The 17,490-nt window shown below is 26.8% G+C and carries 11 protein-coding genes and 4 CRISPR repeat arrays; all 11 genes read left to right on the top strand.

The genetic code is table 11. The features are described from left to right. The first annotated feature begins 111 nt into the window (after nucleotides 1–111). The 11 genes from AC07E4_RS11350 to AC07E4_RS11300 all read left to right on the top strand — a co-directional run bounded on the left by AC07E4_RS11350 (nucleotide 112) and on the right by AC07E4_RS11300 (nucleotide 17,490). Nucleotides 112–567 carry an NUDIX hydrolase gene (locus AC07E4_RS11350; RefSeq protein ID WP_478216448.1) on the top strand — a complete coding sequence of 152 codons (456 nt, stop codon included), beginning with the start codon at nucleotides 112–114 and terminating at the stop codon, nucleotides 565–567. A gap of 693 nt (nucleotides 568–1,260) precedes the next feature. Then, nucleotides 1,261–1,947, top strand: coding sequence for a response regulator transcription factor (locus AC07E4_RS11345; RefSeq protein ID WP_478216447.1), 687 nt, complete (start codon nucleotides 1,261–1,263; stop codon nucleotides 1,945–1,947). Nucleotides 1,948–1,955: 8 nt separating this feature from the next. Then, nucleotides 1,956–2,993 carry a sensor histidine kinase gene (locus tag AC07E4_RS11340; protein ID WP_478216446.1) on the top strand — a complete coding sequence of 346 codons (1,038 nt, stop codon included), beginning with the start codon at nucleotides 1,956–1,958 and terminating at the stop codon, nucleotides 2,991–2,993. Between the two features lie 72 nt (nucleotides 2,994–3,065). After that, nucleotides 3,066–3,749 (top strand): ABC transporter ATP-binding protein, encoded by a 684-nt coding sequence (locus tag AC07E4_RS11335; protein ID WP_478216445.1) that lies wholly within the window; start codon nucleotides 3,066–3,068, stop codon nucleotides 3,747–3,749. Beyond that, the gene (locus AC07E4_RS11330) at nucleotides 3,746–5,542 is read left to right on the top strand and encodes an ABC transporter permease (protein WP_478216444.1); all 1,797 of its coding nucleotides are present in this window, start codon (nucleotides 3,746–3,748) and stop codon (nucleotides 5,540–5,542) included. Before AC07E4_RS11335 ends, AC07E4_RS11330 begins: the two co-directional genes overlap by 4 nt. Nucleotides 5,543–5,783: 241 nt before the next feature. Continuing rightward, nucleotides 5,784–6,944 (top strand): alpha/beta hydrolase family protein, encoded by a 1,161-nt coding sequence (locus AC07E4_RS11325; RefSeq protein WP_478216443.1) that lies wholly within the window; start codon nucleotides 5,784–5,786, stop codon nucleotides 6,942–6,944. A 27-nt stretch (nucleotides 6,945–6,971) separates the two neighbouring features. Further along, on the top strand, nucleotides 6,972–7,451 hold the full coding sequence (locus tag AC07E4_RS11320; RefSeq protein ID WP_478216442.1) for an NUDIX domain-containing protein: 480 nt from the start codon (nucleotides 6,972–6,974) through the stop codon (nucleotides 7,449–7,451). Nucleotides 7,452–7,655: 204 nt separating this feature from the next. Further along, a CRISPR array of direct repeats spans nucleotides 7,656–8,341; the repeat unit is 30 nt; unit sequence GTTTAACAACAACATAAGATGTATTGAAAT. Between the two features lie 375 nt (nucleotides 8,342–8,716). Then, a CRISPR array of direct repeats spans nucleotides 8,717–9,528; the repeat unit is 30 nt; unit sequence GTTTAACAACAACATAAGATGTATTGAAAT. Nucleotides 9,529–9,903: 375 nt separating this feature from the next. After that, nucleotides 9,904–10,856: direct repeats of the CRISPR family, unit length 30 nt; unit sequence GTTTAACAACAACATAAGATGTATTGAAAT. A gap of 377 nt (nucleotides 10,857–11,233) precedes the next feature. Further along, nucleotides 11,234–11,528: a CRISPR direct-repeat array (repeat unit 30 nt). Between the two features lie 139 nt (nucleotides 11,529–11,667). Next, a complete protein-coding gene (locus AC07E4_RS11315) occupies nucleotides 11,668–12,522 on the top strand; it encodes a DUF6602 domain-containing protein (protein ID WP_478216441.1) in 855 nt (284 codons plus the stop codon). Between the two features lie 89 nt (nucleotides 12,523–12,611). Beyond that, on the top strand, nucleotides 12,612–13,298 hold the full coding sequence (gene cas6, locus AC07E4_RS11310) for a CRISPR-associated endoribonuclease Cas6 (protein WP_478216440.1): 687 nt from the start codon (nucleotides 12,612–12,614) through the stop codon (nucleotides 13,296–13,298). Between the two features lie 656 nt (nucleotides 13,299–13,954). Next, a complete protein-coding gene (locus tag AC07E4_RS11305; RefSeq protein ID WP_478216439.1) occupies nucleotides 13,955–15,721 on the top strand; it encodes a Cas10/Cmr2 second palm domain-containing protein in 1,767 nt (588 codons plus the stop codon). Then, on the top strand, nucleotides 15,721–17,490 hold the full coding sequence (locus AC07E4_RS11300; protein WP_478216438.1) for an RAMP superfamily CRISPR-associated protein: 1,770 nt from the start codon (nucleotides 15,721–15,723) through the stop codon (nucleotides 17,488–17,490). Before AC07E4_RS11305 ends, AC07E4_RS11300 begins: the two co-directional genes overlap by 1 nt.

Raw genomic sequence — 17,490 nt, 5'->3', positions numbered from 1 at the left:
ATTATAAGGATAGTCTAATACTAAATATTCTTATAATATAAAAATTGAATAACATTGTATTTATAAATATGATATAATTTATCAAAAATAAGTATTAATAAGGAGTAAAGAATGGGAAAACATTTCAAGGCATTATCAGCAATATTTCCAATTATTTTAAAAACCAATGAAAAAAATACAAAAATTTTATTACATCGTAGAAAGAATACTGGTTATCAAGATGGAAAATGGGATATAGCAGGTAGTGGTCATGTTGATGAAAATGAAACTGCTAAAATGGCGGTTTTAAGAGAGTGTAAGGAAGAATTGGGTATTGATGTAAAAATTGATGATTTATCTTTTGCTCATTTATCACACCGTGTTAGTATTAGTGGAGGAAGAACATATTATGATATTTATTTTGTTGTAAATGATTATGAAGGGTTACCTACAATTATGGAAAAAGATAAATGTTCAGAATTAAAGTGGTTTGAACTAAGTGACCTTCCTAAGGATATTATTGATATCAGAAAAGAAGCTATTGAGAATTATTTGAAGAATATTCCTTATAGTGAAATTCAGGAATAAGAAATAATAACTATAAAATAAATACTTTCGTAAAATACCGTATTATTAAAAATAAATTTACGGTATTTTTTTTATGTCACAATTCCAATGCAAGATATAAATTATAATTAAAATGCGATATAAGGTTTAAGTTTAGACTACTATAGGAATACAAGTTTAAACTTTAAGTCATTCATGTTTCAGTTGAGAATTTTAACTCGAAGTTTTAATCTATATTTTTAAAATTGAAAATGGAAAATTGAAAGTTGAAAGTGAATGTAAAAATTGGATTTCCAATTTTAAAGAATGATTTTTTATTAAATTTGCTAAGCAAATTAGTTGTAAACAATATAAAAACGTAGTTTTTATATATTTCCATTTTAAATATTAGGAATGAAATGAGTAATATTAACCATAACTATTCACTTTTCACTCTTAGTTCTTAATTGGTTTCAATCATGATATCAGAATAAACTGTAAGATTAGTACTATCATTTGAGAAATACATTACTTTAAATTTGAACTTGGAACCCTATAATAATGTGCTTTGAATACTGAATAATTCAGTATTTACATAATATGTTATAATTAATTTATAATAATCAAAATATATTAAGTAAGATTTACTTGTATAAGAAATAAAGATAAAAGGAAGTTAGGGATTTCAAGTTGAAACTAATGTAAAATCAATAAGACAATGGATGGTGAAGATGAATGAAACGGATATTTTTAGTTGAGGATGATTTGAGTTTAATTAACGGACTTTCTTTTGCTATTAAAAAGCAAGGATATGAACTAGATATTGCCCGTACAAATTATGAGGCAGATAATGTGTGGGCAGATGGAAAATATGATTTAGTGATTTTGGATGTTTCTTTGCCTGATGGCTGTGGCTTTGATATATGCAAAAAAATTCGTCAAATTTCAAATGTGCCTATCATATTTTTGACTGCAGCTGATGAAGAAACTGATATCATTATGGGACTTGATATTGGCGGTGATGATTATATTACAAAACCTTTTAAGCTTGCTGTGTTCATGTCAAGAATAAATGCATTGCTTAGAAGAAGTAATAATTTTATTAAGGCAGATACGGAACTGCATTCTAATAATATAAGGGTTCAACTTCTAAAAGGAGAAGTCTACAAAAACAATGAAAAGCTTGAATTAACCGCAGGAGAATATAAGTTGTTGCGTCTTTTTATGGAAAATGAAAATGTGGTACTTTCAGCAGAACAAATTTTAAGCCAATTATGGGATTGCAACGAAAATTATGTTGATAGTAATACACTTACCGTATACATACGTAGATTACGCACAAAAATTGAAGATGATCCAAGCAACCCCAAAAGGATAATTACCGTTCGTCGCATGGGGTATAAGTGGAATTCAGTTGATTGAGGTGTATGATGAAAATACTAACAAATAAAAAAATCAAGGATTTCTTTAGTAGAATACTCATATGTATACTGTTATTCTGTGTTATTGCAGCAGTTATCATGACCTTGGTAACTAAAAATACAGCAATATATATTTTTCTATGTTCATTGTGCATGGCTGTGGCAATTTTGATTGTATGCTATGAGTATTTTAAGGAGCAGCACAAGATTATTGAAGACGCTGCTTTACAAATTACAGAATATATTTCAGGAAATCAAAATGCTCGTATTGAGTGTGATTATGAAGGTGAGTTATATAGACTGTTTCATGAAGTGAATTCATTAGTTTCTATTTTGAATGCACATGCTGAAAATGAATTAAGAGCCAAGGAATTCTTGAAAAATACAATTGCAGATATTTCCCATCAGTTAAAAACACCGCTTGCGGCGCTAAACATCTATAACGGTATTTTGCAAGGAGAAGCAGAAAATTTACCAACAATTCAGGAATTCACAGACCTTTCAGAACAAGAACTAGACAGAATAGAAACGCTGGTTCAAAACCTTTTGAAAATCACAAAGTTGGATGCTGGAACAATGGTGATGGAAAAAGCTGAAGAAAATGTATCTGAAATGATGGCTAGTATAGAAAGACATTTTTTATTTCGTGCAAAGAAAGAGGAAAAGAAAATAAATTTATCTGGTAATGAGGATATTACTTTATTGTGTGACCGTAATTGGCTGATGGAAGCAATCAGTAATATAGTGAAAAATTCTCTTGACCATACACAAAGAGGAAAAGAAATTCATATTGAATGGAAACAATTTGCATCTGTTGTTCAAGTCAACATAAAAGACAATGGAAGTGGAATTCATAAAGAGGATTTACATCATATTTTTAAAAGATTTTATCGAAGTCATTTTTCTAAAGACACACAAGGCATCGGACTTGGACTTCCACTTGCAAAAGCCATTATTGAAGCACACAATGGAACAATTGAAGTTGATAGTGAATTAGGTATAGGTACTATCTTTACAATCAATTTCTTAATTCCTACAAAATTGTAGGGAGAGTGTCATATTACAGTAGGATTGAAATGATAATCTTTAAGTATTAAGACAGAAAGAGGTGAACAACCTATGAATTTATTAGAAGTTAAATCAATTTCTAAAACCTATGGCAGAGGTGAAACTGCTGTTCACGCATTGAAAGATGTTAGCTTTTCCATTCCCAAAGGTGAATTTGTAGCCATCGTTGGAGAATCCGGTTCTGGAAAAAGTACGCTTCTCAATATGGTAGGAGCACTAGACACACCTACTTCAGGAAAGGTGCTTATTGACGGCAAAGATATTTTTTCAATGAAAGATAGCAATTTGACAGTTTTTAGACGCAGAAATATTGGATTTATTTTTCAAAGCTTTAATCTAATTCCAGAATTAAATGTTGAACAAAACATCATATTTCCCGTACTACTAGACTATCAAAAGCCCAATAAAGAATATCTTGAAGAATTACTTACGGTGCTTAATTTGAAAGAACGTCGAAATCATTTATCTAGCCAATTATCTGGTGGACAGCAACAGCGTGTAGCAATAGGACGTGCTTTGATTACACGACCATCAATCATCCTTGCAGATGAACCAACTGGTAATTTGGATACACAAAATAGTAGTGAGGTAATTGCTTTATTAAAAGAAGCTGCAAAGAAGTATGAACAAACTATTGTTATGATTACCCACAATCGAAGTATTGCACAAACTGCTGATCGAGTGCTGCAAGTGTCAGATGGAATACTAACCGATTTTGGGAGGTGCCATGAATGAGAAGTTATCTTAGTCTGATTCCTATTTCTGCAAAAGTACATAAACGACAGAACCGTATGACATTTCTATGTATTGTCTCTGCCGTATTTATGGTAACGGCTGTTTTCAGCATGGCAGATATGGGTGTTAGGATGGAGAAAGCAAGACTACTTAGTAAACATGGCAGCTTACAAGGAGTATGGGATAGTGCTATGGCACAAAGTCTATATGCTGTTGCTGCTATATTGTTTGTTATGATACTGATTGCTGGTGTACTTATGATTTCAAGTAGCATGAACAGTAATGTTGCCCAAAAGACAAAATTTTTTGGAATGATGAGATGTATTGGAATGAGCAAACAGCAAATTATCCATTTTGTTAGGTTAGAAGCTCTTAATTGGTGCAAAACTGCTATTCCATCAGGAATTGCGCTTGGAATTGTAATCACATGGGGATTATGTGCTGCATTACGGTTTCTTGTTGGTGGAGAATTTTCAGATATGCCTATTTTTGAAATAAGCCTAATTGGTATTATCAGCGGAATTGTGCTTGGTATTGTTACAGTTCTTATTGCTGCTAGTTCTCCAGCAAAACGAGCATCTAAAGTATCTCCAGTAGCAGCGGTATCTGGAAATTCTGATAATGTAAAAAACACAACTCGTTCTGTGAATACTCATTTCTCAAAAATTGATATTTCCCTTGGAGTTCATCATGCAGTATCAGCAAAGAAAAATTTTATACTTATGACAAGCTCCTTTGCGTTTAGTATTATCCTTTTTTTGAGTTTTTCTGTTCTAATAGAGTTTGTTGGGTATCTTATGCCACAATCGTCCAATACTTCTGATATAGATATTTCAAGCAATGAAGGTTCCAATTCAATAGACAGTGTGTTGCTTGATAAGATTAGAAATATGAATGGCGTAAAACATGTTTTTGGTCGTAAAAACTGTCTTGATATTCAGGCAGAAGTGAATTCTAAAACAAAAAACATTGATATGATTTCCTACGATGATTTTGATTTGGGTTGTCTCACAAAAGATAAGCAACTAAGAAAAGGTAGCGACATTTCAAAAGTGTATGGTGATAGCAAGTATGTACTTGCAATTTTTGATAAGGATAATCCTTTAGCCATAGGTGATAAAATAAAAGTTGGTAATGATGAAGTTAAAATTGCTGGATTGTTAAAGTGTAATCCATTCAGTGATGATGGAAGTACAGATGGAAAGATAACAATCATTACTTCTACAGATACATTTTCACGTGTAACTGGTATAATTGATTATTCACTTTTTATGATACAGCTAAAAAACAATGCAACAGATGAAAATGTGACAGCAATCAGTAATATATTAGATGAGAATTATAAAGTTAATTATATGCGAGACCAAAGTAACTCCAGTACTTATATAGCTTTCATGCTGTTTGTATACGGGTTTTTGGCAATTATTGGCTCTGTATCTGTATTAAATATCATGAACAGTATTTCTATGAGTGTATCTGCAAGAATAAAACAATATGGAGCCATGCGTGCAGTTGGTATGGATGAACATCAAATCACAAAAATGATAGCAGCCGAAGCGTTTACCTATTCTACATCCGGTTGTATTGTTGGAGTTGTAGTTGGTCTCTTCATTAGCAAGTTAATATACAACACTCTTATTGCTTCTCATTTTAGCTATGCTACTTGGAGTATTCCTATTATACCGTTAATCATTGTACTTTTAATTGGTACCATTACAGCTATTATTGCAGTCTATGCTCCATCAAAACGAATTTCAAACATGAAAGTAACCGACACAATAAATGAATTGTAAAAAGTTATAGTCTTCAATTTATCAAAAAACTTAAAAATTAAATATAAAAATATCGCAATATACATAAGAAATATTGCGATATTTTTACGTCATAATAAAAAAAATTAAAAGGAAACTCTTCAAATAATATGTAGTGCAAAATGCTTGATTAAATTTGGAGTTATAGTAAAATATGGTAGAAAACAACATGATGATGTATAATTAAAAAATTCAGAAAATTAAAAATATGGGGGAATTATAAATGAAAATAGGTAGAATAACAAAAGTTCTAGAAGATAAAGATAGAAAGGAAACATTAATAGAATGTGATGAAAATAGAAAAATAGTAATAAGTTTTTATTATCCTATTGATGAATCATTCAAAGAAGATAGACAAGCACTTTATATGGATTTATATAGTCCAAGAGAAGATGAATTTATAAATAGATTTAAGGGAATGGTTGCATCAGGAAATGAAAAGGAAAAAGAAAATTTTATAAAGGAATTAAAAACTAATATATATAATAATGCACCTATAAGTAAAGAAGAAAAATCATATCCTGTAATTATACAATTAACAGGACTTGGAGCACCAAGAGATTATATAACTTTCAATATTGAAAAATTAGTAAGTGAAGGATATGTAGTGTTTACAATAGGACATGCCTATGATAGTATGCTAACAGTTTTACCTAATGGAGAAATACTTGAAATTCCAGATAAAGATTTAACTCAAGAAGAAAAAATAGACATTCTTAATATAAGAGAAAAAGATGTTTTATTTATGTTAAATCAGTTAGAAAAATTAAACAAAGAAGATGACTTCATGAAAGATAAACTTGATTTAGAAAAAATAGGATTAATAGGTCATTCATTAGGTGGTGCAGCTGTTTTTAACGCGTGCAAAACGGATTCTAGAGTTAAAGCGGTAGCATTATTTGATGCCTCACTACAATTTTTCAATTTAGAAGAAGATATAAAAGAAGGAAAAACCTTAGAAATGCCTCTTTTAAATTTTAGAAGAGATGGTTTTGACTATAAATCATCTATTCAAATGTTTATTGATATAATGAAAGAGCACTTTGATGGAGAAAAATTTAAAAATGAAATTATTATTTATGATAAAGTTTTAAGAGATTCAGAAGAAAATCAAAGAAAGATTTATAAGTATGTAACTAGTTATAAATCGTTTATAAAACTTAAAGACTCCAATCATATAACATTTACAGATTACTCAATGTTAGCAGGTAAAGAAATGGAAGGCACTATATTACCGGTAGAAAAATCACATGAAATAATAAACAATATAACAATAAGATTTTTCAATGAATTCTTATGTGGAAAGCAAGGAGCATATAGTGAATTTATTAAAAATGATGAATATGTAACACTTATTGATGAAAATGGTGAAGATATAAAATAAGAATAAGGTAATGGAGAGGTTTAATAAATGTTAAGAAACATGACTTCAATTTATATTATAAATAATGATAAAATTTTATTACTTTACAGAATAGGTTCAAGAGTAGTGAGCCCTTCATGGTGTGGTATAGGTGGTCATTTTGAAAAGAAAGAATTAAACAATCCTAAAGCCTGTGTATTAAGAGAATTATTAGAGGAAACAGGCATTACAGTCAATGATGTAGAACCTATAAAATTAAAATATATTACACTACGAAACAAGAATAACGAAATTAGACAAAATTATTATTACTTCACAACATTAATAAATAAAAATATAAAAATAAATAGCTGTAACGAGGGAATTTTAGAATGGGTCAGTATAAATCAAGTATTAGAAAAAGAAATGCCATTTACAGCTAAAGAATGCTTAAAACATTATTTAAATATAGGAAAAAACAACGATAAAATATATGCAGGAAGTATCACTAATAAACATGCTATATTCAATGAATTAAATGAATTTTAAATATAATCCATATAAAAACTTTAAATATTTTACCAGCTAAAATAAAACATAAAATATGTATAGTCTTAGATATATCAACATCTAAGGCTATTATTCATATAAATAAGTATAAAAACAAAAATCGCTGGTAAAAAAGTAATGAATCCTAGCAATATGAATACTTTAGAGGTATAATAGGAAAAGAAGAATGGCTATATTACTGTGGTTTAACAACAACATAAGATGTATTGAAATTCCAATTATAGATAGTGTTTCTATTTACATTAAGGTTTAACAACAACATAAGATGTATTGAAATAAGGTTCAGGTAGTTCGCTCATAATATTACCATACATGTTTAACAACAACATAAGATGTATTGAAATAATAAATCAAATAAGGAATGAACTTAAAGCAGCCAAGTTTAACAACAACATAAGATGTATTGAAATTTTAATGAGGAAACAGTATTATTTGAATCTCCTTGTTTAACAACAACATAAGATGTATTGAAATTACTGCTTCTTATTCCAGTTCTTCTGACTCATTACGTTTAACAACAACATAAGATGTATTGAAATAATGAAGTCCTTGTTTAAAGTGCTAAATTCATTTGGGTTTAACAACAACATAAGATGTATTGAAATTCTCTTGTATCAGTTTCTTCTGTTAAATTACCGACGTTTAACAACAACATAAGATGTATTGAAATTAGATAGGTAAAAACTTCTCGTCTACTGTATCAAACGTTTAACAACAACATAAGATGTATTGAAATGCCCTCAAAAGGTGGAAATCCAAATATACCTAATATTGTTTAACAACAACATAAGATGTATTGAAATTTTATCAATCACCTCTTATATGCACTTGTTAAATTCGTGTAACAACAACATAGGATGTATTTAACTTTTATCTCATCATAATATGAGATTTAATTTTGAAAAATACGAGTGCCAATTTAAAATAAATAATGTCAGGGACTGGCTTTGGTTATTAAGATTAATATCCTTTAAATGAGAGAAAACTAAAACAACTTAATTCAGCTATGTGTAAAACTGCCTGTCCCTCTTGTTACGGATAGTAAACATAGATATAACATATCGTTATTTTACCAGCGACAACTAAAAATAAAACTGGTATAACCTTAGTAATTACAAGCTCTAAGATTATTTTTTATATAGGTAAATAAAAAAACTAAAAATCGCTGGTAAAAAAGTAATGAATCCTAGCAATATGAATACTTTAGAGGTATAATAGAAAAAGAAGAATGGCTATATTACTGTGGTTTAACAACAACATAAGATGTATTGAAATAGAATTGGATTCGACAATGAAAATAATATGGTTGGTTTAACAACAACATAAGATGTATTGAAATAGTATAAAAAACATAAGTAAAAATTTATTCTTATGGTTTAACAACAACATAAGATGTATTGAAATAACTTTATACTCTGGTTGATAACTGCTAAAGCACCAAGTTTAACAACAACATAAGATGTATTGAAATTCAAACCAATAATCAACATTAGTTTCAAAAAAATCGTTTAACAACAACATAAGATGTATTGAAATTAATCCCTCTTCCTTAAATGTAAGCTTCCTTTATGTTTAACAACAACATAAGATGTATTGAAATATTACTAGAAGAACGTATGAAACGTGGAGAATTTATGTTTAACAACAACATAAGATGTATTGAAATCCAGTAAATTCATTAATTGTACCCTTAGCCTTTGGAGTTTAACAACAACATAAGATGTATTGAAATATTTCTTTAAATATTTTATTTATTATAAATTTTTTAAGTTTAACAACAACATAAGATGTATTGAAATTTAAAACTAGTGAAACATATGAATCTCTTAGTAAGTTTAACAACAACATAAGATGTATTGAAATTTATCTTCTGGTTTTGGTCTTTGAACTAAATCCAGTTTAACAACAACATAAGATGTATTGAAATCCATCTGTAATGAATATTACAAGCGTTGGTACTTGTTTAACAACAACATAGGATGTATTAAAATATGCTTTTATTAGTAGCACCAGCCATATCTGCTACGTTTAACAACAACATGAGATGTATTTAACTTTTATCTCATCATAAAATGAGATTTAATTTGGGAAAATACCAGTGCCAATTTAAAATAAATAATGTCAGGGACTGGCTCTAATTATTATGCTTAATATTCTTTAAATGAGAGGAAACTAAAATAATTTAATTTAACCATATATAAAATTGCCTGTCCCTCTTGTTATGGATAATAAACATAGATATAACATATCGTTATTTTACCAGCGACAACTCAAAATAAAACTGTTATAACCTTAGAAATTACAAGCTCTAAGGCTATTTTCTATGTATGTAAATAGAAAGAATAAAAATCGCTGGTAAAAAAGTAATGAATCCTAGCAATATGAATACTTTAGAGGTATAATAGAAAAAGAAGAATGGCTATATTACTGTGGTTTAACAACAACATAAGATGTATTGAAATCTATTCTTTAGATACAGTAAAACAATGCAATACTTCGCGTTTAACAACAACATAAGATGTATTGAAATACAAAAAGGTGAACTGGTTCTTGTGAAAATGTATTCGTTTAACAACAACATAAGATGTATTGAAATTCAAACATAAAAAATCTCTTAAATTTTTATAAAAAGTTTAACAACAACATAAGATGTATTGAAATTTAAAAGGATTTTCTTATGTATGCCAAAGACGAGGGTTTAACAACAACATAAGATGTATTGAAATGGAGGTACATTCTCAAATTTATCAACATCTAAATTTGTTTAACAACAACATAAGATGTATTGAAATGAAGCCTTCTTAACGAAAGTATCATTTAATACTAGGGTTTAACAACAACATAAGATGTATTGAAATTGGTATGAGAACTTAGTTAAATATTTTATCTCTTGTTTAACAACAACATAAGATGTATTGAAATTCATTAATCCACATATTTTTGAATGAACTATACATATTGTTTAACAACAACATAAGATGTATTGAAATTATAAATTCTGTAACACAAGATAATGATTTTCTTATGTTTAACAACAACATAAGATGTATTGAAATAGTATTAAGGTAGAAGGGTTTTAACCCTCCTATTCTGTTTAACAACAACATAAGATGTATTGAAATTGTAATATATCTGCCTCTGTTTTTACCTCTGACTCGTTTAACAACAACATAAGATGTATTGAAATTAAAATATATATAATATGAGTATATTAATAAAGAAATGTTTAACAACAACATAAGATGTATTGAAATTCTATGTAACATAGTTGTAGGGTTTCGTTAGTTTGTTTAACAACAACATAAGATGTATTGAAATAGATTTTGACCGAGATAAAGTTGATATTGTAGAAGTGTTTAACAACAACATGAGATGTATTTAACTTTTATCTCATCATAAGATGAGATTTAATTTGGGAAAATACCAGTGCCAATTTAAAATACACAATGTCAGGGACTGGATTTTTGGTTATTATGCTTAATATCCTTTAAATGAGAGGAAACTAAAATAATTTAATTTAACCATATATAAAACTGCCTGTCCCTCTTGTTACGGATAGTAAACATAGATATAACATATCTTTAATTTACCATCTACAACTAAAAATAAAACTGTTATAATCTTAGAAATTACAAGCTCTAAGGCTATTTTCTATGTATGTAAATAGAAAGAATAAAAATCGCTGGTAAAAAATTAATGAATCCTAGCAATATGAATACTTTAGAGGTATAATAGAAAAAGAAGAATGGCTATTCTACTATGGTTTAACAACAACATGAGATGTATTGAAATTTTATAGTAAAGATAATACATCTAGGTTTTCTTGGTTTAACAACAACATGAGATGTATTGAAATCCATCTTCGTTGTTTAGAACTCTTGGTCTACCATTATGTTTAACAACAACATGAGATGTATTGAAATGAACGAGAATTAGATGGTGATAAGAGATTTCCTTATGTTTAACAACAACATGAGATGTATTGAAATATGAAAATAATACACACTTAGAAAACTTAGAAGTAAGGTTTAACAACAACATGAGATGTATTGAAATGCCGTATGTGAACATTTACATTGTGTATGATAAAGTTTAACAAAAGTAAGTAGCTTGAAGGATGAGGGACAATAAGTGATTTAAATAATTTTGTAAACTAGGTATATTAAAGATTTATATGAAATAAGGGGGATATAGGATGAATTCAACAATAATTTATAAAATTACCAATAACTATATAAATATGGAAAGAGCTATAGTTAGTGAATTAAATTTTAGCGTTACACATCCTTCAAGTATTGGAGGATTTAGAGAAGAAATATGGAAATCATTATTTCAACAGATAATTCCTAAAAAGTTTTCTATTGAAAGATCGGTATTTATAATTGATTCGCAAGGAAATGTTTCAAATGAGGTAGATTTAGCTATTTTTGATGAGCAGTATACACCATATATATTTAAATATGGAACATTAAAATTTGTACCTATAGAAGCAGTGGTAGTAGTTGTTGAATGCAAAAGTAGCACAATAGATAAGGATAGAATAAAAAAATGGTCAGAAAGTATAGATAGCTTAAAAACATCAGTAGAGTCTATAGCAAGAATGGCAACTACAATAGTTAATAATATGGATGAAAAAAAGAATAATATAACACAAAAGGCAACTAGACCTATAAAAATATTATGTTATGTTAATGAAAATATTAATAAATCTAGTTATTTAGAACAATGCTTTGATATTAAAATTCATGCAAATAAAGAAAAATTAAATATTTATTTTAGTAAAAATGAAACACTATTATATTGGTACAATGAATTGAATAATTCATGTATAGAAGAATTAAGAGACGATTTAAAAATTAAAAAAACAATAGATAATGGAGATTCAATTGATATAAAGTTAGAGGAATACAATGTTAAAGGCAATTCAATTTTAACATTAATTTTTCAATTGAATCAGTTACTTATGCTAATAAATAATCCTATGTTATTTCCACACATAGCTTATGTGAATATGTTTAATAAAAATATTAAGGATAATTTTGAAAAATAAATAGTAAATTATAAAAATTACAAAGAATAGCTTAAATAATATACAAAATTTAGATTATAATAAGCATTATGAAAAGGAGAGAATTTAGATTGAAGGTATTTGAGATATTATTAAAAGTGTATTTATTGAAAGATATTGATGTATATGAAAGTCAAAATAATATATTAAAATTGATTGATAATACTTTAGGAAAAACAGAAGAAACATTAAATTTTCATAATAAAAATGATTTTAAAAATTATTGTTTTAATTCTTTTTATCCATTAGAAAAAGATGGTGTGTATAAAAATGGAAATATTTACACGGTTATAATAAGAACTGTTGATAGAAATTTAGCTATATATTTTAATAATAAATTACCATATTCATATACACCATTTATTAAGGCGTTAACATCGGAAATTAGGATTGTTCCAGCAAGAAAGATTAGAAAAATATACTCCATAACCCCATTAGTTATAAAAAATGATAACGGATATTGGAAGAATGCACTAGAAATTAATGATTTTGAAAGAAGAATTAAAGAAAATTTAATTAAAAAATATAATAATATATTTAATAAAAATATAGATGAAAATTTTAAATTATATAAGTCTATTGAGTTTAAAAATAGAGTGCCTATTTCAATATCATATAAAGAAAAAAAATTATTAGGTGATAAAATAACGTTAGAAATAGTAGAAGATGATATATCTCAAGAATTGGCATACATGGCTCTTGGCACAGGGATTGGAGAAATGAATGCAAGAGGAATGGGTTTTGTGGGGTATAGATAAAATTTTACATTTAATACAATTATTGTATAATATAGAATATAAAAGCAAGTATTTATATTCACATATAAGGATATTCTCCTATAAACAATCTTTTTACATAATTTAAAAAGGGGGAATATTAATGAAAAAAAATAGAATTGTATAAGTTTAAACAAAAGAAAATTAAAAAAGAAGATAACTATTTTACTAAAAGTACAATTAATAAGTTCACAATATTAATTGTAAAAGAAGATAAAATGAAAAAAAGGGGGAGATTTTATAAAAAGATAATTTCGGAAATGATTTATAAAATAATTTTAAATATAATTAAAACATTTATAAAATAAAAAATGAAGGGTAGTTCTATTATAGACTACCCTTTAGGATATGAATAGTTTACTATAAATATATATTAATAGAAACATGAGATGTATTAAAATGTAAGTAATTATATGTTTTAATTTTATTTCAAATTTATTAACATCAACATGAGATGTACACAACATGTATATTGTTAAAACATTTAAATAACTTATAATAATAAAGATAGTACTATTTTAATTAAAAGTAGTACTATCTTTTTATGTATTATATTGGAAAAATATGATGAATTTGATATAATTACAATAGAATTAAAATTGAGGATTTATTAATATATAATATTATGGAGGAGCTATATGAGAGAATATGTAAAACAATTATATCCTAGTAAAAATGAAGAAAAGTGGATATGTAATAACAATATAAGTAAAATACTTCCAGCTAAATGTGATGTTGAGAAAATAAAAAGATTAATTATAAGCTTAAAAAAAACTGATAAAAAATCATGTGATATAAAAATTGAAGATGATGATGTAAATGATTACTTAAAGAATATATATTTAAAATCTTTACATAAAATAGAATATAAAGAGACAAAAAAGTCATTTATAGATGAAATAGAAATTGATGTAGTTAAGGGTTCAATTTATAAGGTAAAAAAATATTTTTTGGAGAATAACAATCTAAAAGATATTAGAGGAGGAAGTATTTTAGTAGATTACTTAAATAAAGAACATATTTCAAATACTATGTCTGAAAATGGTTTTTCGGATGATAATATAATATATTGTGGTGGAGGTAATATATTTATTGTTGTACCTAGCGGTGAAGGAAATAGAGTTTGCGAAATTTTAGAAAATAGTATCACAAGAATTGGTTTAACAGTAATGAATGCATTTGAATATATTTCATGTAAATTTAACGAATTTGCTTTTGATTTTTCCAATATTATGAAAAATGTCAATGATAAATTAACAGAAAGAGCAAAGATGAAAATATATGAAATTAACCCATATCCTCAAAATAATTTATATAAATGTGAAAAAATAACCATTAAAGATAAAAATATAGATATAGAATTCAATCCAAATGAAGATAAAAACTTAAAAAATACTATATGTAAATTATGTGATATTAGAGATGCAAAATATGTAATTAAAGAAGGTAACGAAAAAGTTTATGTATGTCCATCATGTTTTAGAAAGCATGAAGTTGGAAGACATAAAAATATTTTTTATGAGAAATATAAAGATGTAGTAAATAAAAGGAAAGAAACAAGTAGCAATGTTACATGTTGTGAAGATAAAATAAAATCAATTGATGATATAGATAATGAAGTTGGGGTTATTTATGGTGATGGTAACAATATGGGAAATATAGTTCATCATATAAATAATGTTTTTGAAATGATGTATTTTAGTAGACATCTAGATGAAATAACTAATGAGTGTGTTTATAATGCGATATTTGATTCAATGGGACAAGAGGCTAAATTTGAAGTCATAGCTCTAGGTGGGGATGACATTTTTATTATTGTACCTGCAAAATATGCATTTAAAATAACTAGTAACATTATAACTAATTTCGATAGCAAATTTGATAATAAAATAACTATGTCAGTTGGATTAATTATTTCAAAAAGCAATACACCTATAGCCAGTTTATTTTCTTTAGCACAAAGCAAATTAAAAAGTGCTAAAAAGTTATTAAAAAGTAATGAAAAAATAAATGAAGGTAGTATAGATGTTTTAGAATTAATAGGAAGTATGAATATTAATATAGAAGATAAAGATAGATTATTTCCAATGACTAATTCAAATTTGAAAATATGTATGCAAGAAATTTCTAATTTGGAAGGGAGTAGTAGATTAAGAACTCAACTTTATAAAATGAAATTTGCAAAAGAAAAAATGGAAAAGGAAGAGTTTGAGTTATTTTACTATTATCAAAATAGTAAACAAAATAAAGATGAAATAAATATAGACAAGCTTTTAGACAATATTATTGTTAAATCAAAAGAGAAAAATAATGGAGATGTTATAAAAATTGATAGAGCTGAGCCTTATGAAATTAATTGGGATGAATTAATACTTTTATATGAAAGGGTATGTGATGGTAAATAATGAAAGCTAAAGTTTATAAAATTACAATACAAACATTGAGTTCATTTAATATATGTACAGGAGCTAAAAATAATGGATATATTAAAGAGTTATCTATTAGAAATTTTGATGGAAAACCATATATTCCAGGAAGCACTATTAAAGGGTTACTAAGAGATAATTATAGAAAATTTGAGGAAAATGATTCTATAGTAAATATAATATTTGGAAGTGAAGATAACCCTTCAAAAATAGTTGTAGAAGATATGATACTAAGTGAAAATGAATACAAAAGTTTAGTCAAATTTGGTAATGCAGTGGATAGGCATAGAAAAGTAGTTGTAGACAATGCATTATACTCTAAGGAAATTATAAGTGGGATATTTCAAGGCGAGATTAAAAGTTATATAGATGATGAGACTATAAATGACAACTTAGAGTTAGCTATAAAAATGATTAGAAGTTTAGGTTCAAGCAAAAGCAGTGGATTGGGGAAAATTGAAATTTGTGTAAGTAAAGAAGAGAAAGAAGAAAAAGAGTTTGAAATACAATCTAAAGGGAGATTTATGTTAGATTTTCAATCACCAGTTCTGATTGGTAAACACAGAAAAAATTCAAATTTTATAGAATGTGATGATGTAATAAAAGGTAGTGTAGTAAGAGCAGCTTTTGCAAAAAAAATTTTAGAAAATTGCCCTGAACGAGAAGAAAGCTATAAGGATGGTAAAAAAAATTGGGTTTTTTATAGGAATAAACCTAGTTGTGTTAAATGTAATTTGAAAAAGACATGTATGGATTTTTCAAAAATGAAATTTTCATATTTTTATCCAAAAGAAACGGAAGCTATACCACTTAGCCAAAAAATATGCAAAAAAAATGAAGAACATGGATATATAAATGATCTTATAGAGAATAGTAATGTGGGATGTAAAAAGTGTAGAGAAGAAAATCTAGAAAAACTTTCAAGAGTTGAATTTAAAAGTGGATTAAGATATAAAAATGATAAAAAACCTTATGATAGTGATTTGAAAAAATGTATATTAACAAAAAATTCTATTAATCCATATACAAAAACAGCTGAAGATGGAATGTTATATAGTGTTCAAGTAATATCATCAACACATATAGAAAATGGAGAAAATAAAATTCAATATGAAGGTAAAATTCATGGAATTCATGAAGATGAAATTAAATATTTTTCTAGTTTGAGAGTTGGAGGAGATACGACAGTTGGACTTGGAAAATGTTCTCTTGTAAGTTTAGAAGAAAATTCAAAAGAAATAGATATAACAGAGTCAATTGAAAAATTTTCTACAAGATTTAAAATGAAAAAATTTGGAAAGTCAAATGAAAAGAAAAATTATATAGCAATAAAGCTAACTAGTGATTGTAAATTAAATTTTGATTTTAAAGGTGAATATATAAAAACAGAAGATTTAAAAAAGCTTTGGAAAAAAACACTATTGGATAATATTAAATACAATAATAACTTAGAGGATTTGGAGATAGAGAAAATTTATACAGAGTTGAATATATATAGGGGATATGATAATTCATTAAGTACTAAAAATAAAAGAGAAGAGGCATTTGTATTAGCATCAAAAGGAACTGTAATTTTATTTTGTAGTGAAGAAAAAAGCATTACAGAATTAATTAAAGTTTTTAAAGAAATAGAGGGATTTGGAGAAGAACAAGAAAATGGATTTGGAGAAGAACAAGAAAATGGATTTGGAGAAGAACAAGAAAATGGATTTGGAGAATTTGAAATATTTTATGAAGGGATTGAGTAA

The sequence above is a fragment of the Clostridium amazonense genome, from assembly GCF_056431285.1.
The sequence above is the reverse complement of the archived record's forward strand: the minus strand, read 5'-3'. Positions and strand labels throughout refer to the sequence as shown.

Coding starts and splice junctions, on each gene's coding strand:
- AC07E4_RS11335 (WP_478216445.1), top strand. CDS start 3,066: ATGAATTTATTAGAAGTTAAATCAATTTCTAAAACCTATGGCAGAGGT.
- AC07E4_RS11320 (WP_478216442.1), top strand. CDS start 6,972: ATGTTAAGAAACATGACTTCAATTTATATTATAAATAATGATAAAATT.
- AC07E4_RS11330 (WP_478216444.1), top strand. CDS start 3,746: ATGAGAAGTTATCTTAGTCTGATTCCTATTTCTGCAAAAGTACATAAA.
- AC07E4_RS11325 (WP_478216443.1), top strand. CDS start 5,784: ATGAAAATAGGTAGAATAACAAAAGTTCTAGAAGATAAAGATAGAAAG.
- AC07E4_RS11315 (WP_478216441.1), top strand. CDS start 11,668: ATGAATTCAACAATAATTTATAAAATTACCAATAACTATATAAATATG.
- AC07E4_RS11345 (WP_478216447.1), top strand. CDS start 1,261: ATGAAACGGATATTTTTAGTTGAGGATGATTTGAGTTTAATTAACGGA.
- AC07E4_RS11300 (WP_478216438.1), top strand. CDS start 15,721: ATGAAAGCTAAAGTTTATAAAATTACAATACAAACATTGAGTTCATTT.
- AC07E4_RS11350 (WP_478216448.1), top strand. CDS start 112: ATGGGAAAACATTTCAAGGCATTATCAGCAATATTTCCAATTATTTTA.
- AC07E4_RS11340 (WP_478216446.1), top strand. CDS start 1,956: ATGAAAATACTAACAAATAAAAAAATCAAGGATTTCTTTAGTAGAATA.
- AC07E4_RS11305 (WP_478216439.1), top strand. CDS start 13,955: ATGAGAGAATATGTAAAACAATTATATCCTAGTAAAAATGAAGAAAAG.